At 45.1% G+C, this 21,614-nt stretch carries 24 protein-coding genes; 19 read left to right on the top strand and 5 right to left on the bottom strand.

Features of this window, described 5'->3' with window-relative positions; genetic code table 11:
• Positions 1-14: 14 nt before the first annotated feature.
• Positions 15-1,349, bottom strand: a complete 1,335-nt coding sequence (locus B5F91_RS04865; protein ID WP_087427981.1) for a nucleobase:cation symporter-2 family protein — start codon at positions 1,347-1,349, stop codon at positions 15-17.
• A gap of 4 nt (positions 1,350-1,353) precedes the next feature.
• The gene (gene xpt / locus B5F91_RS04870; protein WP_087427982.1) at positions 1,354-1,923 is read right to left on the bottom strand and encodes a xanthine phosphoribosyltransferase; all 570 of its coding nucleotides are present in this window, start codon (positions 1,921-1,923) and stop codon (positions 1,354-1,356) included.
• 205 nt (positions 1,924-2,128) lie between these two features.
• Between xpt and B5F91_RS04875 the strand changes: the two genes are divergently transcribed.
• Positions 2,129-3,532: an alkaline phosphatase gene (locus B5F91_RS04875; protein ID WP_087427983.1), complete on the top strand. Its 1,404-nt coding sequence runs from the start codon at positions 2,129-2,131 to the stop codon at positions 3,530-3,532.
• A gap of 4 nt (positions 3,533-3,536) precedes the next feature.
• Here the strand turns inward: B5F91_RS04875 and B5F91_RS04880 are convergent, their stop codons facing one another.
• Together B5F91_RS04880 and B5F91_RS04885 are read right to left on the bottom strand one after the other, a co-directional pair.
• Positions 3,537-4,448 (bottom strand): helix-hairpin-helix domain-containing protein, encoded by a 912-nt coding sequence (locus tag B5F91_RS04880; protein WP_087427984.1) that lies wholly within the window; start codon positions 4,446-4,448, stop codon positions 3,537-3,539.
• Positions 4,449-4,455: 7 nt separating this feature from the next.
• A complete protein-coding gene (locus tag B5F91_RS04885; protein ID WP_087427985.1) occupies positions 4,456-5,823 on the bottom strand; it encodes a sodium-dependent transporter in 1,368 nt (455 codons plus the stop codon).
• Positions 5,824-5,915: 92 nt separating this feature from the next.
• Here B5F91_RS04885 and B5F91_RS04890 point away from each other — a divergent pair, with 92 nt between their 5' ends.
• The 4 genes from B5F91_RS04890 to B5F91_RS04905 all read left to right on the top strand — a co-directional run bounded on the left by B5F91_RS04890 (position 5,916) and on the right by B5F91_RS04905 (position 11,227).
• Positions 5,916-6,284, top strand: coding sequence for a VanZ family protein (locus tag B5F91_RS04890; protein ID WP_162611694.1), 369 nt, complete (start codon positions 5,916-5,918; stop codon positions 6,282-6,284).
• Positions 6,285-6,291: 7 nt separating this feature from the next.
• The gene (locus B5F91_RS04895) at positions 6,292-6,777 is read left to right on the top strand and encodes a DUF456 domain-containing protein (RefSeq protein WP_087427987.1); all 486 of its coding nucleotides are present in this window, start codon (positions 6,292-6,294) and stop codon (positions 6,775-6,777) included.
• Positions 6,778-7,052: 275 nt separating this feature from the next.
• The gene (locus B5F91_RS15360) at positions 7,053-8,744 is read left to right on the top strand and encodes a hypothetical protein (protein ID WP_239416245.1); all 1,692 of its coding nucleotides are present in this window, start codon (positions 7,053-7,055) and stop codon (positions 8,742-8,744) included.
• A 158-nt stretch (positions 8,745-8,902) separates the two neighbouring features.
• On the top strand, positions 8,903-11,227 hold the full coding sequence (locus tag B5F91_RS04905) for an outer membrane beta-barrel protein (protein ID WP_087427988.1): 2,325 nt from the start codon (positions 8,903-8,905) through the stop codon (positions 11,225-11,227).
• Positions 11,228-11,292: 65 nt separating this feature from the next.
• On the opposite strand, the gene B5F91_RS04910 is transcribed toward B5F91_RS04905, so the two are convergent.
• Positions 11,293-12,195 carry an Rpn family recombination-promoting nuclease/putative transposase gene (locus B5F91_RS04910; protein WP_087427989.1) on the bottom strand — a complete coding sequence of 301 codons (903 nt, stop codon included), beginning with the start codon at positions 12,193-12,195 and terminating at the stop codon, positions 11,293-11,295.
• Between the two features lie 121 nt (positions 12,196-12,316).
• Between B5F91_RS04910 and B5F91_RS04915 the strand changes: the two genes are divergently transcribed.
• The 14 genes from B5F91_RS04915 to rplP all read left to right on the top strand — a co-directional run bounded on the left by B5F91_RS04915 (position 12,317) and on the right by rplP (position 21,610).
• Positions 12,317-13,126, top strand: coding sequence for a tetratricopeptide repeat protein (locus B5F91_RS04915; protein WP_087427990.1), 810 nt, complete (start codon positions 12,317-12,319; stop codon positions 13,124-13,126).
• Positions 13,123-13,332, top strand: coding sequence for a hypothetical protein (locus tag B5F91_RS04920; protein ID WP_087427991.1), 210 nt, complete (start codon positions 13,123-13,125; stop codon positions 13,330-13,332). The genes B5F91_RS04915 and B5F91_RS04920 overlap by 4 nt, the downstream gene beginning before the upstream one ends.
• A 364-nt stretch (positions 13,333-13,696) precedes the next feature.
• Positions 13,697-14,101, top strand: a complete 405-nt coding sequence (gene rpsL, locus B5F91_RS04925) for a 30S ribosomal protein S12 (protein ID WP_087427992.1) — start codon at positions 13,697-13,699, stop codon at positions 14,099-14,101.
• Between the two features lie 144 nt (positions 14,102-14,245).
• Entirely contained in the window at positions 14,246-14,722 is a 477-nt protein-coding gene (gene rpsG, locus B5F91_RS04930) for a 30S ribosomal protein S7 (protein WP_087427993.1), read from the top strand.
• A gap of 33 nt (positions 14,723-14,755) precedes the next feature.
• The gene (gene fusA, locus B5F91_RS04935) at positions 14,756-16,873 is read left to right on the top strand and encodes an elongation factor G (RefSeq protein WP_087427994.1); all 2,118 of its coding nucleotides are present in this window, start codon (positions 14,756-14,758) and stop codon (positions 16,871-16,873) included.
• A gap of 89 nt (positions 16,874-16,962) precedes the next feature.
• Positions 16,963-17,268: a 30S ribosomal protein S10 gene (gene rpsJ / locus B5F91_RS04940; RefSeq protein ID WP_005941888.1), complete on the top strand. Its 306-nt coding sequence runs from the start codon at positions 16,963-16,965 to the stop codon at positions 17,266-17,268.
• Between the two features lie 21 nt (positions 17,269-17,289).
• Positions 17,290-17,907: a 50S ribosomal protein L3 gene (gene rplC / locus B5F91_RS04945; RefSeq protein WP_087427995.1), complete on the top strand. Its 618-nt coding sequence runs from the start codon at positions 17,290-17,292 to the stop codon at positions 17,905-17,907.
• Positions 17,907-18,536: a 50S ribosomal protein L4 gene (gene rplD, locus B5F91_RS04950; RefSeq protein ID WP_087427996.1), complete on the top strand. Its 630-nt coding sequence runs from the start codon at positions 17,907-17,909 to the stop codon at positions 18,534-18,536. Before rplC ends, rplD begins: the two co-directional genes overlap by 1 nt.
• Before the next feature lie 20 nt (positions 18,537-18,556).
• Positions 18,557-18,850, top strand: coding sequence for a 50S ribosomal protein L23 (rplW, locus tag B5F91_RS04955; RefSeq protein WP_087427997.1), 294 nt, complete (start codon positions 18,557-18,559; stop codon positions 18,848-18,850).
• Between the two features lie 7 nt (positions 18,851-18,857).
• Positions 18,858-19,679, top strand: a complete 822-nt coding sequence (rplB, locus tag B5F91_RS04960; RefSeq protein ID WP_087427998.1) for a 50S ribosomal protein L2 — start codon at positions 18,858-18,860, stop codon at positions 19,677-19,679.
• A 27-nt stretch (positions 19,680-19,706) separates the two neighbouring features.
• On the top strand, positions 19,707-19,976 hold the full coding sequence (gene rpsS / locus B5F91_RS04965) for a 30S ribosomal protein S19 (protein WP_013618002.1): 270 nt from the start codon (positions 19,707-19,709) through the stop codon (positions 19,974-19,976).
• Between the two features lie 35 nt (positions 19,977-20,011).
• Entirely contained in the window at positions 20,012-20,419 is a 408-nt protein-coding gene (gene rplV, locus B5F91_RS04970; protein WP_087427999.1) for a 50S ribosomal protein L22, read from the top strand.
• Positions 20,420-20,425: 6 nt separating this feature from the next.
• Positions 20,426-21,157 (top strand): 30S ribosomal protein S3, encoded by a 732-nt coding sequence (rpsC, locus tag B5F91_RS04975; protein WP_087428000.1) that lies wholly within the window; start codon positions 20,426-20,428, stop codon positions 21,155-21,157.
• Positions 21,158-21,178: 21 nt separating this feature from the next.
• Positions 21,179-21,610 (top strand): 50S ribosomal protein L16, encoded by a 432-nt coding sequence (gene rplP, locus B5F91_RS04980; protein WP_013617999.1) that lies wholly within the window; start codon positions 21,179-21,181, stop codon positions 21,608-21,610.
• The last annotated feature ends 4 nt before the right edge of the window (positions 21,611-21,614 follow it).

Below are 21,614 nucleotides of genomic sequence, written 5' to 3' on the forward strand. Positions count from 1 at the left end.
GAGTATGCTAATGGTTATTTTTTAATGTGTATGAGCAGGTTGGCAAGTATCGCCGTAATGCCTCCTGTCGTAATACCCGATGAGAAAATGTTGCGTAGTGTATCGGGAAGTTGGCAAAGAATATCGGGAACCAATTCAACGCTTAAGCCAAACGAGAAACTTAAAGCGATGATGAGGGTTGCCTTCCGGTCAATGTGTTGCGCTGATATGATTCGGATACCTGCAGCAGCCACTGTGCCGAACATTAAAAGCGTAGCTCCGCCCAAAACCGGTTCGGGCATTAGCGAGAAGACCAATCCTACTGCAGGGAATAATCCTAGCAGAATCAACATCCCGGCAATGAAATAGCCTACGTAACGGCTGGCTACACCGGTCAATTGAATCATTCCGTTATTTTGGGCAAAGATGGAATTGGGGAATGAATTGAGACAGGCGGCTATCATGGAATTAAATCCATCGGCGAAGATGCCTCCAGCGGCACGCCGGACAAATTTTTCACCCTCTACCGGTTCGCCGGAAATAAGCGAATTGGCAGTAATGTCTCCGTATGCTTCGATTGCCGTAATCAGATAAATAAGGGCTAAGGCGATGATAGACGAAACAGGGAACGACAATCCGTAGCGGAAAGGAATGGGGGCATTTATGCCTCCATAACTTTGGATAGAGGAAAAGTCAACCTTGCCTAAAAAATAGGCGGTAATGTATCCGATAGCCAATCCGATAACAATGGAGCTCATGCGTAGGTAGCGGTTTGAACTTCGGTTGAAAAAGATGATTAATACCAGTACCAGCCCAGCTAATCCTACATGCTGCAATGCTCCGAATGTTCCGTCTGCTTGTGCTGTAGCCCCTCCGCCGCAGGCGGTAATGCCTACTTTAATCAGACTCATACCGATGAGTGTCACCACAATGCCGGATACCAATGGCGTGATAATCCGGCGGGTGTATTTTAACAGGCGGCTGATGAACATTTCTACTGAAGACGCCACCATACAGGCACCGAAGATAGCCGATAATCCCCCTGTCAGCCCTGCCGATATGATAGGGCCGATAAACGAGAAACTTGTCCCTTGGATGCAAAGCAGGCCGCATCCGATAAATCCTACGCGGCGGCATTGGATAAAGGTGGAAATGCCCGATGCGAACAATGCCATTGAGACTAAATACCCGGTAGTTTCCAAATCCAGTTTTAATGCTCCGGCAATGATAAGCGGTGGAGTAATGATAGCCACAAAAATAGCCAGTAAATGCTGGAGGGCTGCAAAAAGCGTATCCCGTAGAGGCGGTCGGTCGTTTAATCCGTAAATCAGGCCTGTGTCTTGGGTGGGGGAAACTTGTTCGGTTGCCATTGTCTTATTCTTTGATTTTGATTTCACAATTCTCTAGACTTTCGATGATAGCCAACGATTCTACATGGATGCCTTGCTCGCGTAAGTAATCGCCTCCGTGTTGGAAGGCTTTTTCTATCAGGAAGCCCATTCCAACCAATTCGGCTCCCGCTTGTCTGACCAAGTCGATAACTCCCTTTGCGGCATTCCCATTTGCCAGGAAATCATCAATAAACAATACTTTATCGCCTTTGCAAAGGTAATCGCTGCTTACACAGACATCATACGAACGGTCTTTCGTAAATGAATATACCGAAGTGACCAGCATGTTCTCCATGGTGCTGGGCTTCTTTTTCTTAGCGAAGACTACGGGAAGTTCCAATAAGTAACCCACCATAATTGCCGGAGCAATGCCGCTTGCTTCAATGGTCATTACTTTATTAATATCGGTGCTGGCAAACCGGCGGACAAATTCAACCGCCATTGATTTCATCAGGATAGGGTCCATTTGATGATTGATGAAATTATCTACTTTCAAAATACCTCCTTCGAAACATTTCCCGTCCCGCAAAATACGTTCCTTCAGTGCTTTCATATTTTCGTGAGTTCTTAAGTTTATAAGTTTTCGGCAAAGGTACGGCTTTTGTCCTACTTATGCTACATTCGTGTTACTAAATCTGTTGGGTTTGGGGTAAAAAAGCGTTTGAGGATTCAGTTTTTCCTTTTGTTTCTTCTTTGGCATTTTCTTTTCTTTATCTTTGCAGACGGTATTTGTTTGATTGTTTTTTAATAGTATAATTATGAGAAAAATTTCATTATCTCTTTTTTTAGTCCTGTTGGTTTCGTTTGCTTATGCCCAACAGGCAAAATACGTGTTCTTTTTCATTGGTGACGGTATGGGAGTCAACCAAGTACAAGGTACCGAGCTTTTCCGTGGTGAATTGGAAGGGCGAATCGGATTAAAACCTTTGGAGTTTGCCCAATTTCCCTCTGCTACCACCTGTGCCACTTATTCGGCTACAGCCGGTGTGACGGATTCTGCCGCCGGAGGCACGGCTCTTGCTACAGGTAAGAAAACCAAGAATGGCACTATCGGTATGGAGAAAGACCAACAAACATCGGTATCGAGTGTGGCGAGTTGGGCTAAAGCGAAAGGATGTCGGGTCGGTATTGCAACGAGTGTGAGCGTAGACCATGCTACTCCTGCTGCATTCTATGCACATAATCCTAACCGGAGTAACTATTACGAGATAGGGAAGGATTTGTATACGGCTGGCTTTGATTTCTATGCCGGCTCTGATTTCTTAGACCCTGATAAGAAAGGGACTTCTGAGAGCTTGTATGCTATGGCTGGGAAGAATGGCTATACAATTGCACGTGGGATAGCTGATTTCCAAACTAAAAAAAACGATGCAGAAAAGTTGATTCTTTTCCAAACGGAAGCGGCTTCGAAGATAGACCGCAATTCCATTCCGTATGCCATTGACCGGAAAGAAGGGGATTTGACATTGACCGATATTACCCGCTCGGCTATCCAGTTCATGTCGAAAGACTTGAGCAAAGGTTTCTTCTTAATGATAGAAGGAGGAAAGATTGATTGGGCATGCCATAGCAATGATGCCGCTACGGCTTTTCGTGAAGTGGAAGACCTGAATAATGCTATAAAAGAAGCTTATGCATTCTATACCCAGCATCCGGATGAGACGCTTATTGTTATTACCGCCGACCATGAGACCGGAGGATTGGTATTGGGAACAGGTGAATATGCACTCAATTTGCAGGTTTTGCAAAATCAGAAAGTAAGCGAGAGCGGCTTGACACGCATCTTGAACCAACTTCGGACAGAAACAGGAAATAAAGTGTCGTGGGAGCAAGTAGAACAGGCTTTGCGTACCAATTTCGGATTTTGGGATAAAGTGAAGCTGACTTCGGAACAAGAAAAGAGATTGCGTGAGGTATACGACCGTACGTTTACCGGAGCACAGGTAAAGTTGGAAAAGAGCGAGTATGCGCAAGACGAGCCTTTGGCATCCGAAGCCAAGCGTATCATAAACGAGATTGCTTTAGTGGGGTGGGTTAGCGGAGGCCATTCGGCAGGTTATGTTCCGGTATTTGCTATCGGAGCCGGAGCCGAACTTTTCCAAGGACGTATGGACAACATCGAAATCCCCGTACGCATCGCTCAAGCAGGCGGATATAAATAAGAATTTATTCAAACGATAAGTAGGGTGTAATTTTCTTTATATCCTCTTCTGAAAAAGCCTCGAACAGGGATAACTGGGAGAGGCTTTTTAATTTTCCCCTTTTCCGGCGGTACTCGATGATGGCTTTGGCTTTATAAAAATCCATATACGGATGCGAGCGCAGGCGGTCTAGGCTTGCACGGTTTATTTCCAGCTTGCGTAGTTCTGCCTGTTCCACCTTGAACCATTGATTCACTTTTGCATCGAGATGCGGAATCTCTTGCAATTGGGATACCGAATAAAATCCGCCTAGACGGTTCCGGTATGCCACAATCCTACGTGCCAGTCCGCTTCCAATGCCGGGCACACGTTTTAAGGAAGCTGTATCTGCCCGGTTCAGGTCGATGACGGTTCCTTCCGGATATTTGGGTAGATAAGGCAAGGTGTCGCGGACGAAAACGGTGTGCCGCATCGTATCCCGTTCCGGCTTTAAGAAGTTTTCTCCTATAATTATATAAGGCTTTAATGTTTCGAATTGGGCAGGACTTAGTCCGTACATGCGGGAAAAGTCTTCGGGTGTATGGAATATGCCTCCCTTTTCGCGGTATTTTACGACGTTTCGTGCGATGAAAGCCGGAAGCCCTAAGGTGCGTAAGGTACTCGAATCGGCGGTATTCGGGTCGAAAGGGCGAAGCCGGACTGGAACGGCTGGTTCTTTGTGATAAGAAGAAAAGGATTTCTTAGGGAAACGTTTCTTTTCTTCCAATCCTGTAAGAAACGAGTCTATCCGTTCGCTCTCTGAAAGCGAAAGTGGCGTCATGTCTTGCTTCTTCAGACGGAACCAGATGCTTCCGCCTGATAAAAGCGCGAGTAATATAAGAAGGACTAAAATCGCTCTCCGTTCCGCTTTCGTGAAATAAAAGAAGTCTTTCCACATCTTGCCTTTAGCCTAACCAGCCCAGTTCGTTGATGAATATAAGCAAAATGCCGATAGGAGTGATGTAGCGCAAGATGAAGATAAGCAACGGATAGTAAGGCGCACGGAGTGTTCCCCAATTGGTCACTTCATCACGCACCGTCTTACGGTCTAACTTCCATGAAACGAAAATCGATACGAACATGCCTCCGATAGGCAACATGATTTTAGCGGTTAGGAAATCAAGTCCGTCAAACAAGTTCATGCCCGCTATCTTTACATGACTCCAGTCGCCTAAAGCTAACGAAGAAACCACACCTATCAAGAAACTTCCTATTGTCACAATCCATGCCGCACGAGTCCGTGTAAAGCCAAACTTCTCATGCAGGAAGGCGGTAGGCACTTCATGCAGGGAAATGGTAGAGGTGAGTGCCGCCATAGCCAATAAAACATAGAAAAGCACTGCACTGATGCAGGCAAATACCGGCATCGAGCCGAATGCTTGCTGGAATACATTGGGGAGTGTGATGAAAATGAGCGAAGGTCCCGCATCGGGCTGGATGCCTACCGAAAACGCCGCCGGGAAGATGATGAATCCCGAAAGCACCGAAATGCAAGTTCCTATAACGCATACACTTACGGCGGTATGCCCCAGCCGGGTATCACGGCTGAAGTAGGAAGCGTAGGTAGACAGGCATCCCATTCCCAAACTCAGCGAGAAGAACGCTTGTCCCATAGCACCCAAAACGGCGTCTGATGTAATTTTGCTGAAGTCGGGCTTGAGCAAGAACTCCAATCCTTTCATTGCTCCGGGAAGCATCACGGCACATACCGCAAGCAACACGATGATGATGAAAAGCATTGGCATCATGATTTTCGAAGCCTGTTCGATGCCTCTTTGTACACCTTTTACGATAATGAAATGCGTCATTCCAACAAATGCCAATAGCCAAATGAGCGGGCGCCAGGGATTTTGAGAAAAGTCCTGGAACTGGGTCACGAAATCATCGGCAGACTTTCCGAGCAGGTTTCCCGTAGCCGACTGGAAGATATATTCCAAAGTCCAACCCGAAACCACCGAATAATAGCCTAAGATGAGGAAGCCCGTAAGCACGCCCAAATAGCCCACGTATTTCCAACCGCCTTTAGGGACTAATACCTTAAAAGCCTCTCCTGTACTGGCTTTGGCTCTGCGCCCGATGGTAAATTCGGCAATCATAATCGGTAATCCGAAGAGAAATACACACCCTAAATAAATAAGGATGAATGCTGCTCCTCCATGATTTCCCGTCTCGTATGGGAAACGCCATACATTGCCCAAACCTACCGCCGAACCTGCCGCTGCAAGGATTGCGCCTATCTTGCTCGCGAAACTGATGCGCTCACTATTTTGCATAAAATTGTCCTTTCTGTTTACATTTTAAAACTTGGATTCGGCAAATGTACGAAAAAGTTTGTATTTTTGCCTAAAATTTGAACAAATTAAATATGAAACATTATCCGTTATCCATTCTTGTCATTGCCATTATTTGCTATTTGTCTTTTTTCACCCCGCCCAAAACTGATATGGAGGAGATTCCGAACATTGACAAATTGGCTCATCTTTGCATGTATGGGGGCTTGACTCTCGTCTTGTGGTTTGAATATTTGCGGCATAATCCGGAAATCCGTTGGAAACGTGTCACGCTTATAGGTTTTGCACTTCCAGTCTTGATGAGCGGGATGATTGAAATATTGCAAGCGACTTGTACATCCAACCGGAGCGGGGATTGGCTTGATTTTGCGGCTAATTGCGCCGGAGTCTTATTAGGGTGTTTGTTCAGTTATTATGTTGTCCGCCCTTTTTTGAATCGATAGAACGGTTATGGATATACTCCTTATTATTATAGGTGTCATTTGCCTGATAGTTGCAATGTTGGGTTGTGTGCTTCCTTTACTTCCCGGACCGCCTCTTGCATACGTGGGCATGCTGCTTTTCCATTTCACCGACCGTTTGCAATTTACCCCTGTGCAGTTAGTCGTATGGGCGGTATTGGTCATCTTTGTGCAAGTGCTCGATTATGTGATTCCGATGTTGGGGACGAAATATGCCGGAGGTACCAAGTGGGGCAATTGGGGATGTGTTATCGGCACGGTGGTTGGTTTGTTTTTCCCGCCTTGGGGAATCATTCTCGGTCCTTTCTTCGGAGCAGTTCTCGGTGAATTGGTTGGGGATAAGAACCTGAAAGATGCTTTGCGCTCAGGCTTCGGCTCGTTGGCCGGCTTCTTGTTTGGGACGGTGATTAAGCTCATGTTGTGCGGTTATTTTGGTTGGCAATTTATTGCAGCCTTTTTTCGCCTTCAGTCCTAATAGGGTAGGACTGCTGTTTTGGCGTGTCAGTACTCCAGTCCTACCCCTGCTGGGACTTCAGTCCTACCCTATTAGGATTTTAGGAGGACTGGAATGTATCGGACGGAGCAGGCTTTTGCGTTGCCGGATGAAGCTTGTTTGAATTAGGAATGAATCTGACGTTTTATCGGATTTCAGTAGATTGAATTATGAATTACGTATGGTTGGGATAGGAACAGAGTAAAATTTATTACTTTTGCCACCGGATTGGTAATTAATTATAGATTCATTAATTGATGCGAAATATACTTTATGTACTCTTATTGGGGATGATTGTCTGCGTGCTGGCTGCTTCGTGTGGAGGTGGACAAGCCCGGCGCGAAGCTTTGCTCGACATTCTTTCATCAACCTCAACGGACGGGCAAACAGACTTCGCCCGCTTGGACTCCCTCGAAAAGGTCGCTCCCGATGCCGATGAGCACGAACGGGTGGTGCGCCGTTTGGTTCGTGCATGGCTGACCACTTTCGAAACCCAGCAAGCTGCGCCCGACTCCGTAACGGCACCCATTGTCGATTACTTGGAAAAGCACGGCACACCCCGCGAGCGGGTTCGCGCCCTCCTTCTGCATGGTATGGGCTTGGAGCGGAGGGACAATGCCGCCGATGCTCTGCTGGCGTACCAAAAGGCACTCCGCTTGGCCCGTCAAGGAGGCGACTCTACGCAAGTGCTCCTGTGCTGGATGAGGTTGGGCGAATTATATACTTTGCGTACCGAACTGCGCCATGAGATGACGGAAGCCTACGGGAATGCCATGCGCCTTGCCGAACAATTGGGCGATACGTCCCGGTTGTCCTCATGCCATGCCAACTTGGGGCGTCTGTATATAGCTGCCTTGCCCGGCGATTCTCTCTACGACCATTGGCAGGAGGGTGTCGCCCATTATCGCAAAGCGATTGAACTGGCGCACGAGGCAGGGGATGAGTTTAATGAGATGGTGGCCAAATACGAACTCGCTACACTCTACATGCACCGCCAGCATCCCTACGAGGCCCTGCCCCTGCTGCAAGAGACGAAAGACTTCGGGCTTCGCACGTTCCCCGACCAAAAAGGAGCCACGCTGTTTTCTCTGATTACTGTCTTCCTCCAACTTGACCGCCCTGACTCGGCGCAAGTCTACATCGACCAGGCTCTTGCCTTGCCTGCCCGTCAGAACAACATCCGCTACCACGTCTATGAGATGCTCTTCCAATACTATCAGGCGAAGAAGCTGCCCGACCTTGCCGCTTGGGCGGCCGACTCCCTCTTCCATTACCAACCTGCGGCTGCCCGGCAGCAGGTGTCTGTCCAGGTGGCGGAAGTCAAGGAGAAGTATGACAATGAGCAATTCTCCGAAGCCCATGCCCGCGTCAGCCGCGAGCGCAATAATAGCATCTTGATAGGCATATCCGTGGCTGTAGTTTTGTTGGTGATTATCGTTTGGGGACGCAAGGCATACCGTGACCGCTTACGCCGCCGTGAACGGCAATTGCACGAGAAGGACGAAGTCATCAATACCTTGCAAACTCATTTAGAAGAAGAAAAGGCGCATGTCGAGGAAGTTTCCGGCAGGCTATCGGATATAGAAGGTCGTGAGCACGAGTTGAGACATGCTCTGACTAACGATACGGAACTGATGCAACGTCTGCGCAAAGAGCCTAAGTTTTTGGACGATTCGGAGTGGGAAAAGCTGAAAGCGGTTGTAGACGATGTATACAAGGACTTTACGGTTCGTTTGCATGAACGTTTCCCTCAATTGTCGGAAGTCTATATACGCTATTGCATACTGATAAAGTTGCGTTTTACCGTGTCGCAGATAGCCATTCTTATGGCTGTAGCTCCCTCTTCTGTTTCCCAACAAAAGTCGCGCATTAAAAAGCGGTTACTTCAGACCGAAGGCTTTGTGTTCGGCGAAGGCGAGACGTTGGATGAGTGGATAGGACGATTTTGATGCCTTTGTATAGATTTCCTTTCTTTGATTTTGTCTATTTTGTTGATTAATAGTTGTTTGTGATTTGCCTCTTGTATAGATGTATAGCAAGGTTATGTCGGAGAAATGCACTAATTTTGTGCCGTTCATGCAATGAAAAACTTTAATGCTATACAAATATGAACAGACGAATTACTTTTCTTTGTATTTGCCTGCTGGCAACATTTGCCTTGCAGGCACAGACCTCGATTACGGGTAAGGTCGTGGACGAGAAGAGCCAGCCCTTGCCATACGCCAATGTAGTGTTGTTATCCCTTCCCGATTCCGCTTTCGTGACGGGAACGGTAAGTGACGAATCGGGTGCTTTCACCTTGCGGAGCGAGAGACCGAATCTGTTGCTTCGGGTTTCCTCCATCGGTTATGCCACTCTATATAATAAGGTAGAGAAATCGGATATAGGGGTGATTCAGCTTTTGCCCGATGCGCAGTTGTTGGGAGAGGTAGTAGTGAAAGGTGATTTGCCCAAGGTGCAGTTGAAAGGGGATGCACAGGTGACGAATGTACAAGGCACAATCTTGGAGAAAGCAGGTACGGGCAATGATTTGCTGAGCAAGCTTCCCGGTGTATCGGCTGATGAAGGAGCGGTAAACGTGTTCGGAAGCGGTGCGGCTGAAATCTACATCAACGGGCGCAAGATGCGCAACGCATCGGAATTAGACCAGCTTTCATCGGATAACGTGAAGCGGGTAGAGGTAGTCCGCAATCCGGGCGCAAGGTATGACGCTACAGTAAAAGCCGTGGTGCGCATCTATACCAAGAAGGCACAGGGCGAAGGTTTTGGTTTTGATAACCGCTTTTCCACTTATTACAAGTACGGATGGATGGTACTCGATCAGTTTAATTTTAATTACAGCAAGAACAAGTTTAACTTAAGCGGAATGCTGTATGGATCGAATACGCACGGAGGGGACGACAAGACGCTGGTGACCGAAACTTTTCTTGATAAGGTGTGGAGGCAGTCGAACGATTTGCGTACTCGGGGGCATGATCAGGATTTGACCGCTATGCTTTCACTCAACTACCAGTTTAACGAGAACCATTCGGCTGGCGTACGTTACGAGTTTGACCGTATGCCTCGGTATATGTGGGATATTAATTCATACGCCGAAGTGACGCAAGACGCAGCACTTTATGAAGAGAACGTCAGTACAGGCTGGCAGAACCGTCCCGGAACTAGCCATTCGTTGAATGCTTACTATAACGGGCAGGCTGGAGATTGGAACATCGACTTCAATGCCGACGGACTTTGGTCGTATAGGAAGATGTTGCAGGATATGATTGAACGGTACACCTTGGCGGGGGAGGCTCCGCAAGAGCAGCGTGTCACAAGTTATAACAAAGACAAGAATACTCTTTATGCCGCTAAGTTGGTGGTGAGCCGTCCATTATGGGAGGGTAATCTTTCGTTTGGGGGCGAATATACTTACACTGACCGCATTAATAATTACGTCAATGAGCAAGGCATCCTCAGCGATGACCATAGCAATATCCGCGAAGATGCTGTTTCGGCTTTTGTTGAATATGCCCGGAGCTTCGGTCCGTTGCAGGTCCGGGCAGGTGTGCGTTACGAACACTTGGTTTCCGATTACTACGAAAACGGTATCCGCATCGATGAGCAAAGCCGTACGTACGACAATGTATTTCCCTCTTTCTCGCTTTCCATGCCTGTGGGCAAGGCCGATCTTTCGCTCAGTTATACAAGCAGCATTTACCGGCCTGCTTACTGGTATTTGCGCAGCAATGTCACTTATGTCAATCGTTATACTTACGAGAGCGGAAATCCTTTGCTTCGCCCTTCGCTCATAAACCGTCTTTCGCTGGATGCTTCGTACAGATGGATTTATTTCAACGTTCGCTACATCCATGGTAAAGATGCCATTGTGCAGGCTTGCAATGCTTATTCGGAAGAGAATCCTACCATATCGTTGTTAGTCAATGTCAATAAGTATAATTCTGATAAGTTATATGCTACGTTGACTTTATCGCCTACTTTCGGTGTCTGGTCGCCCCAACTTACGCTGATGTTTCTTCAGCAATGGTATCAAGTAGATACGCCCCACGGACAGGTCAACTTTAATAATCCGATAGGCAACTTCGTGTGGCGTAATAATTTCCGTCTGCCGCTTGGCTTTAGTTTCGATGTAGACTTGGGGCTTGATACGCCCGGTGATAACGAGACTTATCATCTGAACGATATAGCTTGGTATGCCAATGTCGGTATTCGCAAATCGTTTTGGAATGAGCGTTTTAGCTTGCATCTGCAAGGTACAGACGTGTTTTCTTCTAACCGTATGTGTGGCACATTTTATAGCGGCAATCGGTTGATGACCATTGATCAAGACCCTCGTCGTTTGATTCGTCTTACCCTGCGTTATAAGTTCAATGTCGCAAAGAGCAAGTACAAAGGTACGGGTGCAGGTCAGGATCAGCGGAGCAGAATGTAATTGGTTAATAATGAATAGTGAATAACGGATAATGGGGTGTTGGTGTCCCGTTATCCGTTATTTGTTTATAGGCTGTTGATTTCTTCTTCAGACAAGCCGCTGCATTCAGCAATTATGTTAATGGCAACTCCTTTAGCTTTCAGGCTTCGTGCCATTTCCATCGCTTTCTTCTTTTCTCCTTTTTCGATTCCGATTTTCTCTCCTTCTTTGAGTCCCTCCTCACGTCCTTCCTCCTTCGATTTAATCTTCGCTGTCTCGATGGTATTTATCCAGTCTCGGTACACTTTCAGGCTTTCTTCGTAACTGTCGTATTCTGCTTTGGTAAATTTGGCAACTTCTGCAGCTTCAAACAGCTTGGTGAATATCCGTTCTTGCAAAGCTTTGGGGCGTTCTAATAAGCGGGACAGGTTGCGTAGCACGAAGAGCCATTTCTCGAACATGTCGTTTAGTTCTTCTTCTTTCTTATTGAACTTCGGCATTTCCAAATAGATAAAAGTCAGCTTGTCGTAGAACACTTCCTTGGTGCGGGTGTCTATGAGCTTCACTTCGTGGTGATAGTAGTCATTGCTCTGCTCGTCGAAAGTGAAATTGAGTATACCGATGACGTAGACGGCTTTCAGGCGGTAATTCCATTCGCCTTTCTGCCCTTGCTCGCGGATAGGGAAGGTGGCGTAGTAGAGGCTGCGGTCTTTGAAGAACTGCTGTTCCCCGCGTTGCATTTCGACGAGTATCTTTTCGCCGTTCTCGTTTTCGCAATAGACATCGAACACTGCCTTTCGGTCTGCTTCGCTTGTGCCGAGGTGTTCGGTGTTAAGGTAAGTGAGGTCTTTTACCACTTCCTTTCCGCTCAGCAGGCTGTTGATGAAACTGATAAGTAGGTCTTTGTTCATTTCCGTCCCGAATAGCTTCTTGAATCCGAAGTCGGTATAGGGGTTGACGTAGCGGTCTTTAAGTTCTCTGCTGTCCATAAGTCGATGTGTTTTAGAGATGTGACGTATGCAAAGATAACGGATTTTTTGTAATCCGGCAATGCTCGTTGTGTTCGGAATCATATTATTTATATCTTTGTACCGGAAAATATGTACTTCAATGAAACCGAATGCCGTAACTTGTCTTTTGTTGATTGCCTGTGTGTTGAACTTGTTGTTCGGCTGTTCTCATCGGAAAGCAGTTCCTTTGCCCGAATTGGAGCAGGCGGAAGCGGTGATGTTCGAGCATCCTGATAGTGCCTTGCATATCTTGCAGCGTATGCCGAAGCCTACGGATAAAGAGCAGCACGCCTTGTGGTGCCTGTTAGTGACGCAAGCGGAATGCAAACAATTATTGCCTGTTCCTTCCGATTCGTTGATTCGGATAGCATACGATTATTATAAGCCTACGGATGATGCGCGGCGTAAGGCAATGGCTGCGCTTTATATGGGAACTGTAAATTATAGCTTGTGTAATGCAAAGGAAGCGCAGGCTTTTTACTTGGAAGCTGCGGAGGAGATGAAGAAAACGGATGATTATAAATTGGGGTATTTAGTAATGTCGGGATTGGGGAATCTTTATCTTTATCGTGATTTGACGGATTATGCATTGGAAGCTTGTCAAAAAGCTTTAGATTATGCGGTAAAAGATTCGAATAAACGTTATGAGATGGCTTCTTCCCGTTTGTTGGCAAGATGCTATAGCCTTAAAAAGGACTTTAGTAAATCGATAGCGTTTTATATGCGTGCGATTGATTTGGCAGACAGTTTAAAGCGTTGGCATTTTTGTTGTGCAACAAAGGCGGAATTGGCAAATGTCTATTCTGGTTTAAAACAATATGATAGAGCCTTGTTTATAGAAAGGGAAGTATTAAAGAGCGGTTTTGTATCTGAACAATTATATTATGGAATAGGGATGAAACTTTCTTGAATGAACGGCTCAGCCTGCAATTGCAAGGTACGGATTTGTTTAACTCTAGCCAAGCACGCGCTGTCCAATATAACAGCAAGCGTACAACAATGCTTGACCAGCAAGCCCGCCGCTCTTTCCGCCTTACGTTGCGTTACAAATTCAACGTCACAAAGAGCAAGTATAAAGGTACGGGAGCAGGGCAGGAGCAGCGGAGCCGTATGTAATCAGTTCATAGTAAAGAATGAATAGGAAATAGTGGATAATTAGTTGATTGATTCTTGCTTATTATTGTTTTAGCTGGCATCCTTTTACGGTTTCCGTCCCAAAAACGTACGGTTTTGCATCGGAGAACGTATGTTCTTGGTATGGAAACCGTACGTTTTTGGGACGGAGACCGTAGAAGGGAGACTATAGGGAAGAGATTTTGATAGAAGATAGAAGAAAATTTCATCATTCTCAGAATTTTATGCGAAAACAGTTTGTGCATTAAAAAGTTATTTGTAATTTTGCAGCCCGAAATGTATAGTTTCGGCTACGAATGAAGAAAACAATAAATACAATAATATAAATAATTAAAAATCAAACAAAATGCCTACTATTCAACAGTTAGTAAGAAAAGGAAGAAAGGTTTTGGTTGAGAAGAGTAAATCGCCTGCATTGGATTCATGTCCTCAAAGACGTGGCGTTTGCGTGCGTGTTTACACTACAACTCCGAAGAAACCGAATTCTGCAATGCGTAAAGTTGCTCGTGTGCGTCTGACAAACTCTAAGGAAGTGAACTCTTACATTCCGGGAGAAGGCCACAACTTGCAAGAACACTCTATCGTATTGGTACGTGGCGGTCGTGTAAAAGACCTTCCGGGTGTACGTTACCATATCGTTCGTGGAACCTTGGATACTGCCGGTGTTGCCGGACGTACTCAAAGACGTTCTAAATACGGTGCTAAGCGCCCGAAACCGGGACAAGCTGCTCCGGCAAAAGGTAAGAAATAATCCGTCTGCCGAGCGTAACTAATTTAATTTATTCATTCGTTTTGGTTTGCAGGAAAGGCTTTAAGGTTGAGTAAATGTCTTGGAGGAGACGTTGAAGAAGACGAAAAAGGTACAGCCCCAAACTGAACATTATTATCAAACAAAATGAGAAAAGCAAAACCTAAAAAACGTGTCATCCTTCCGGATCCGGTGTACAACGACCAGAAGGTGTCTAAATTCGTAAACCACTTGATGTACGACGGTAAGAAGAATACTTCTTACGAAATCTTCTACAAGGCAATGAACTTGGTAGGAGCGAAGCTTCCGGGCGAAGAAAAATCAGCTTTGGAAGTGTGGAAAAAAGCATTGGATAATGTAACTCCTCAGTTGGAAGTGAAATCTCGCCGTATCGGTGGAGCTACTTTCCAGGTTCCGACTGAAATCCGTCCGGAACGTAAAGAGTCAATTTCAATGAAAAACCTGATTGCTTTCGCACGTAAACGTGGCGGAAAGTCGATGGCTGATAAATTGGCTGCTGAAATTTTGGATGCGTACAACGAACAAGGCGGTGCTTTCAAACGTAAAGAAGATATGCACCGTATGGCTGAAGCTAACCGTGCATTCGCTCACTTCAGATTCTAATTCAAGTATATAACTAATTAAGAAGGATTTAAAATGGCTAAACATGATTTGCATTTGACCCGTAACATCGGTATCATGGCTCACATCGATGCGGGTAAAACCACTACTTCGGAACGTATTCTGTTCTATACTGGTTTGACTCACAAGATTGGTGAAGTTCATGACGGCGCTGCTACGATGGACTGGATGGAACAAGAGCAGGAACGTGGTATCACTATTACCTCTGCTGCTACTACCACTTATTGGAATTATGCCGGCAACAAGTACAAAATCAACTTGATTGATACTCCGGGACACGTGGACTTTACCGCTGAGGTAGAACGTTCGTTGCGTGTGTTGGACGGTGCTGTAGCTACATATTGTGCTGTAGGTGGTGTTGAACCTCAGTCGGAAACCGTATGGCGTCAGGCTGACAAATACAGCGTGCCTCGTATCGGTTACGTAAATAAAATGGACCGTTCGGGTGCTGACTTCTTCGAAGTTGTCCGCCAGATGAAAGATGTATTGGGTGCTAATCCGTGTCCGGTGGTTATTCCTATCGGTGCCGAAGAAAACTTCAAGGGATTGGTTGACTTGATTAAGATGAAGGCTATTTATTGGCACGATGAAACCATGGGTGCTGACTATTCTGTAGAAGAAATTCCTGCAAACTTGGTTGATGAAGCTAACGAATGGCGTGATAAGATGCTGGAAAAAGTAGCTGAATTCGATGAGGCATTGATGGAAAAATACTTCGAAGATCCTTCTACGATTACCGAAGAAGAAATCCTGCGTGCGTTGCGTGCCGGAACATTGAAGATGGAAATCGTGCCGATGTTGTGCGGTTCTTCATTCAAGAACAAAGGTGTGCAGACGTTGTTGGATTATGTCTGCGCTTTCTTGCCTTCTCCGCTGGATACTCCGAACATTATCGGAACAAACCCGAATACCGGAGCTGAAGAAGACCGTAAGCCGAGCGAAGATGAAAAAACAGCTGCTTTGGCATTTAAGATTGCTACCGACCCGTATGTAGGTCGTCTGACTTTCTTCCGCGTTTACTCAGGTAAGGTTGAGGCAGGTTCTTACATCTACAACTCTCGTTCGGGCAAGAAAGAACGTGTGTCTCGTTTGTTCCAGATGCACTCTAACAAGCAGAACCCTGTAGAGGTAATCAGTGCAGGTGATATCGGCGCAGGTGTAGGATTCAAAGATATCCGCACCGGTGATACATTGTGCGATGAAACCGCTCCTATCGTATTGGAATCTATGGACTTCCCCGAACCGGTTATCGGTATCGCGGTAGAGCCGAAGACTCAGAAAGACTTGGACAAGCTGTCTAACGGTTTGGCTAAGTTGGCTGAAGAAGACCCGACATTCACTGTACGTACAGACGAGCAAACCGGTCAGACGATTATCTCTGGTATGGGTGAGCTTCACTTGGATATCATCATCGACCGTCTGAAACGTGAATTTAAGGTAGAATGTAACCAAGGTCGTCCGCAGGTTAACTACAAGGAAGCTATCACGAAGACCGTTGAATTGCGTGAAGTGTACAAGAAACAGTCAGGTGGTCGTGGTAAGTTCGCTGACATCATCGTTGCTGTAGGTCCGGTTGACGAAGATTGGAAGCAAGGCGGGTTGCAGTTCATCGATGAGGTGAAAGGTGGTAATGTGCCTAAGGAATTTATCCCTTCTGTACAGAAAGGTTTCCAAACCGCTATGAAGAATGGCGTGTTGGCAGGATTCCCGCTTGATTCGTTGAAGGTTGTGTTGAAAGATGGTTCGTTCCACCCGGTAGACTCTGACCAGTTGTCATTTGAAATCTGTGCAATCCAAGCATATAAGAATGCTTGTGTGAAGGCAGGTCCGGTTTTGATGGAGCCGATTATGAAGCTGGAAGTAGTTACTCCGGAAGAAAACATGGGTGATGTAATCGGTGACTTGAACAAGCGCCGTGGCCAGGTAGAAGGCATGGAAACAAGCCGTTCGGGTGCCCGTATCGTGAAGGCAATGGTTCCGCTGGCAGAAATGTTCGGCTATGTAACTGCTTTGCGTACGATTACTTCAGGCCGTGCTACTTCGTCAATGACTTACGATCACCATGCACAGGTATCTTCTTCTATTGCTAAGGCTGTGTTGGAAGAAGTAAAAGGTCGTACAGACTTGGTATAATAAAAGAATCGTTTGAAGCTGATGAGGGTTAGCGAATGACTCTTAACCCTCATGCTTCATTCGCATGTATAATTAATAAGGTAAATAAAATGAGTCAGAAAATTAGAATTAAATTGAAATCTTACGACCACAACTTGGTAGATAAGTCAGCTGAGAAGATCGTAAAGACAGTGAAGGCAACCGGCGCTATTGTAAGCGGTCCGATTCCATTGCCTACTCACAAGCGTATTTTTACAGTGAACCGTTCGACTTTCGTTAACAAGAAGTCGCGTGAACAGTTCGAATTGTCTTCTTACAAGAGACTGATTGACATCTATAGCTCGACTGCAAAGACAGTAGACGCTTTGATGAAATTGGAATTGCCGAGTGGGGTAGAAGTAGAAATTAAAGTTTAATGAATTTAAAAATTAACTGAAATGCCAGGATTATTAGGAAAGAAAATCGGAATGACATCCGTTTTCAGTGCTGATGGTAAGAATGTACCATGCACTGTTATCGAAGCTGGTCCTTGTGTAGTTACTCAGATTAAGAGTGTAGAAAAAGATGGCTATGCAGCTGTTCAGTTGGGCTTCCAAGACATGAAGGAAAAGCATACAACTAAACCGTTGATGGGTCACTTCAAAAAAGCTGGAGTAACTCCCAAGAGACACTTGGCCGAGTTCAAAGATTTCTCAGAAGAATTGAATTTAGGTGACACCATTACTGTAGAATTGTTCAATGACACTCCTTACGTGGATGTTATCGGAACTTCTAAGGGTAAAGGTTATCAGGGAGTTGTAAAACGCCATGGATTCGGTGGTGTAGGTCAGACTACTCACGGTCAGCACAACCGCGCACGTAAGCCGGGTTCTATCGGTGCATGTTCATATCCTGCTAAAGTATTCAAGGGAATGCGCATGGCTGGACACATGGGCTGCGACAGAGTGACTACTCACAACTTGCAAGTATTAAAAGTTATCCCCGAACACAATCTGCTTTTGATTAAGGGCTCTGTTCCGGGTTACAAAGGTTCAATCGTAATAATTGAGAAATAATGGAAGTTAATGTATTAAATATTAAGGGTGAGGATACCGGAAGAAAGGTTGTCTTGAACGACGCTATCTTCGGGATTACTCCAAATGACCACGCTATTTACATGGCTGTAAAGCAGTACATGGCTAACCAACGCCAAGGTACTCACAAGTCAAAGGAAAGAAGCGAAATCAGTGGTTCTACTCGTAAATTAGGTCGTCAGAAAGGTGGTGGCGGTGCACGTCGCGGTGATATCAACTCTCCGTTGTTGGTTGGTGGTGCTCGTGTATTCGGTCCGAAACCTCGTGATTATAGCTTTAAGTTGAATAAGAAAGTGAAACTTTTAGCTCGTAAATCTGCTTTGTCATACAAAGCTCAGGCTAACAACATTGTAGTGGTTGAAGACTTCACATTTGAGGCTCCAAAGACAAAAGATTTCGTAAATGTTGTGAATAATCTTAAAGTAGCTGGTAAGAAGTTGCTTATGGTTTTGCCGGAAGCAAATAAAAACGTATATTTGTCAGCTCGAAATTTAGAGCGTACGAATTTGGCGATTGCTTCTGCGCTGAATACCTATACGGTATTGAACGCAGAAACTCTTGTTGTTACGGAGAATGCATTGAAAGCTATCGAGGAAACCTTAGTTAAATAATTAAAGGAGGCAGATGTAATATGGGAATAATTGTAAAACCGTTGGTTACAGAGAAGATGACGGCAATATCTGACAAGATGAACAACCGTTTTGGCTTTATTGTGCGTCCTGAATTCAACAAATTAGAAATTAAGCGTGAAATCGAAGCTACGTATAATGTTACAGTGTTGGATGTAAACACGATGCGTTATCAGGGAAAGAATAAAACCCGTTATACAAAATCAGGCTTGCTCAAGGGTCGCAAGAATGCTTTCAAGAAAGCGATTGTAACCTTGAAGGAAGGTGATACGATTGATTTTTATAGTAATATTTAAATAGAAGATGGCAGTACGTAAATTTAAGCCCACAACACCGGGGCAGAGACACAAAATTATTGGTACTTTTGAGGAAATTACTGCATCGGTACCAGAAAAATCTCTTGTGTATGGTAAGCGTTCTACAGGTGGTCGTAACAATGTAGGTAAAATGACAATGCGCTACATGGGTGGCGGTCATAAGAGAAAATACCGTATCATCGATTTCAAGAGAAATAAAGACGGTGTTCCAGCAGTGGTAAAAACAATCGAGTACGATCCGAACCGTTCGGCTCGCATCGCTTTGTTGTTTTATGCTGATGGAGAAAAAAGATATATTATTGCTCCTAATGGATTGCAAGTAGGCAGCACATTGATGTCTGGAGCGAATGCGGCGCCAGAGATTGGTAACGCACTTCCTTTAGAGAATATCCCTGTAGGTACTGTGATTCATAACATTGAATTGCGTCCGGGACAAGGTGCAGCTTTGGTTAGAGCGGCTGGTAATTTCGCTCAGTTGACTTCGCGTGAGGGTGATTATTGCGTTATTAAGTTGCCTTCGGGTGAGTTGAGAAAGATCCTGTGTACTTGTAAGGCTACCATTGGTAGTGTAGGTAATTCAGACCATGCGTTGGAGTCTTCAGGTAAGGCAGGTCGTTCGCGTTGGTTAGGACGTCGCCCGCACAACCGTGGTGTTGTTATGAACCCTGTTGATCACCCGATGGGTGGTGGTGAAGGACGTCAGTCAGGAGGTCATCCGAGATCACGCAAAGGTTTGTATGCTAAGGGCTTGAAGACAAGAGCTCCGAAGAAGCAGTCTTCTAAGTATATAATTGAAAGAAGAAACTAATAACAACTGATTTTAATTGAGAAAATTATGAGTCGTTCATTAAAAAAAGGTCCATATATTAATGTAAAACTGGAAAAAAAGGTGCTTGCAATGAATGAAAGCGGCAAGAAGTCAGTTGTTAAGACGTGGGCCAGAGCTTCAATGATTTCGCCTGATTTCGTTGGGCATACAATTGCAGTTCATAACGGAAATAAGTTTATTCCTGTTTATGTTACAGAAAATATGGTAGGACATAAGTTGGGTGAGTTTGCTCCGACGCGTACGTTCCGTGGCCATGCTGGTAACAAGAAAAAATAACAGGAGCTTTTTGGAATAATAAAAAGTGAATAATAATGGGAGCAAGAAAAAAAATATCGGCTGAAAAGAGAAAAGAAGCCCGCAAGACCATGTATTTTGCAAAATTGCAAAATGTGCCAAGTTCTCCGCGTAAAATGCGTCTCGTGGCAGACATGATTCGCGGTATGGAGGTGAACCGTGCACTTGGCGTTTTGAAGTTTTCTTCAAAAGCAGCTTCTGCAAAAGTAGAAAAATTGTTACGCTCTGCTATTGCGAACTGGGAAACTAAGAACGAGCGCAAGGCTGAGGATGGCGAACTTTATGTAACCAAGATTTTTGTTGATGAAGGAGTTACTCTGAAAAGAATGAGACCGGCTCCACAGGGTAGAGGTTACAGAATTCGCAAACGTTCTAACCATGTGACTTTGTTTGTTGATTCTAAAAATACTAATGATAAAAATTAAGAGTAGATGGGACAGAAAGTTAATCCGATAAGCAACCGTTTAGGAATAATCAGAGGATGGGATTCTAACTGGTACGGTGGCAAGAATTATGGTGACGCTTTGTTGGAAGACAGCAAAATTCGTAAATATCTGAATGCCAGACTTGCAAAAGCCAGCGTTTCAAGAATCGTGATCGAACGTACTCTGAAATTGGTAACAATTACTGTATGTACTGCTCGTCCGGGTATTATCATTGGTAAAGGTGGTCAGGAAGTTGATAAGTTGAAAGAAGAGTTGAAGAAGATCACCGACAAGGATATTCAAATCAATATCTTTGAAGTAAAGAGACCTGAACTTGATGCTGTGATTGTGGCTAATAACATTGCCCGTCAGGTAGAAGGTAAAATTGCTTACCGCCGCGCAATCAAGACAGCTATTGCCAATACCATGCGTATGGGTGCTGAAGGCATCAAAGTATTGATTTCTGGTCGTTTGAACGGAGCTGAAATGGCACGTTCAGAGATGTATAAGGAAGGTCGTACACCGTTGCATACTTTCCGTGCAGATATCGATTACTGCCATGCTGAAGCTTTGACTAAAGTCGGTCTGTTGGGTATTAAAGTATGGATTTGCCGTGGTGAAGTTTATGGAAAGCGTGAATTGGCTCCTAACTTTACTCAGACGAAAGACAACGGTCGTGGTGGAAACGGAAATAATAGTGGTAAGAATTTCCGTAGAAAGAAAAATAACAATCGCTAACGAATTTGAATTTTAGGAATTATGTTACAACCGAAAAAGACAAAATTCAGAAGACAGCAGAAAGGCAGCGCAAAGGGAAATGCTCAGCGTGGTCATCAATTGGCTTTCGGAACTTTTGGCATCAAGTCTTTGCAGACTAAATGGATTACTGGACGTCAAATTGAAGCAGCTCGTATTGCTGTAACTAGATATATGCAACGTCAAGGTCAGATTTGGATCCGTATATTCCCGGATAAACCAATTACCCGTAAGCCTGCTGATGTACGTATGGGTAAAGGTAAAGGTAATCCGGAAGGCTTTGTTGCTCCAGTAACTCCGGGACGTATCCTGATTGAAGTAGAAGGAGTATCTTTTGAAGTAGCAAAAGAAGCTTTGCGCCTGGCGGCTCAAAAACTTCCTGTTACAACTAAGTTTATTGTTAGACGTGATTACGACGCAAGTCAAAATGCTTAATTGA

It is taken from the genome of Bacteroides sp. An322 (assembly GCF_002161765.1).
Classification (GTDB): domain Bacteria; phylum Bacteroidota; class Bacteroidia; order Bacteroidales; family Bacteroidaceae; genus Phocaeicola; species Phocaeicola merdavium.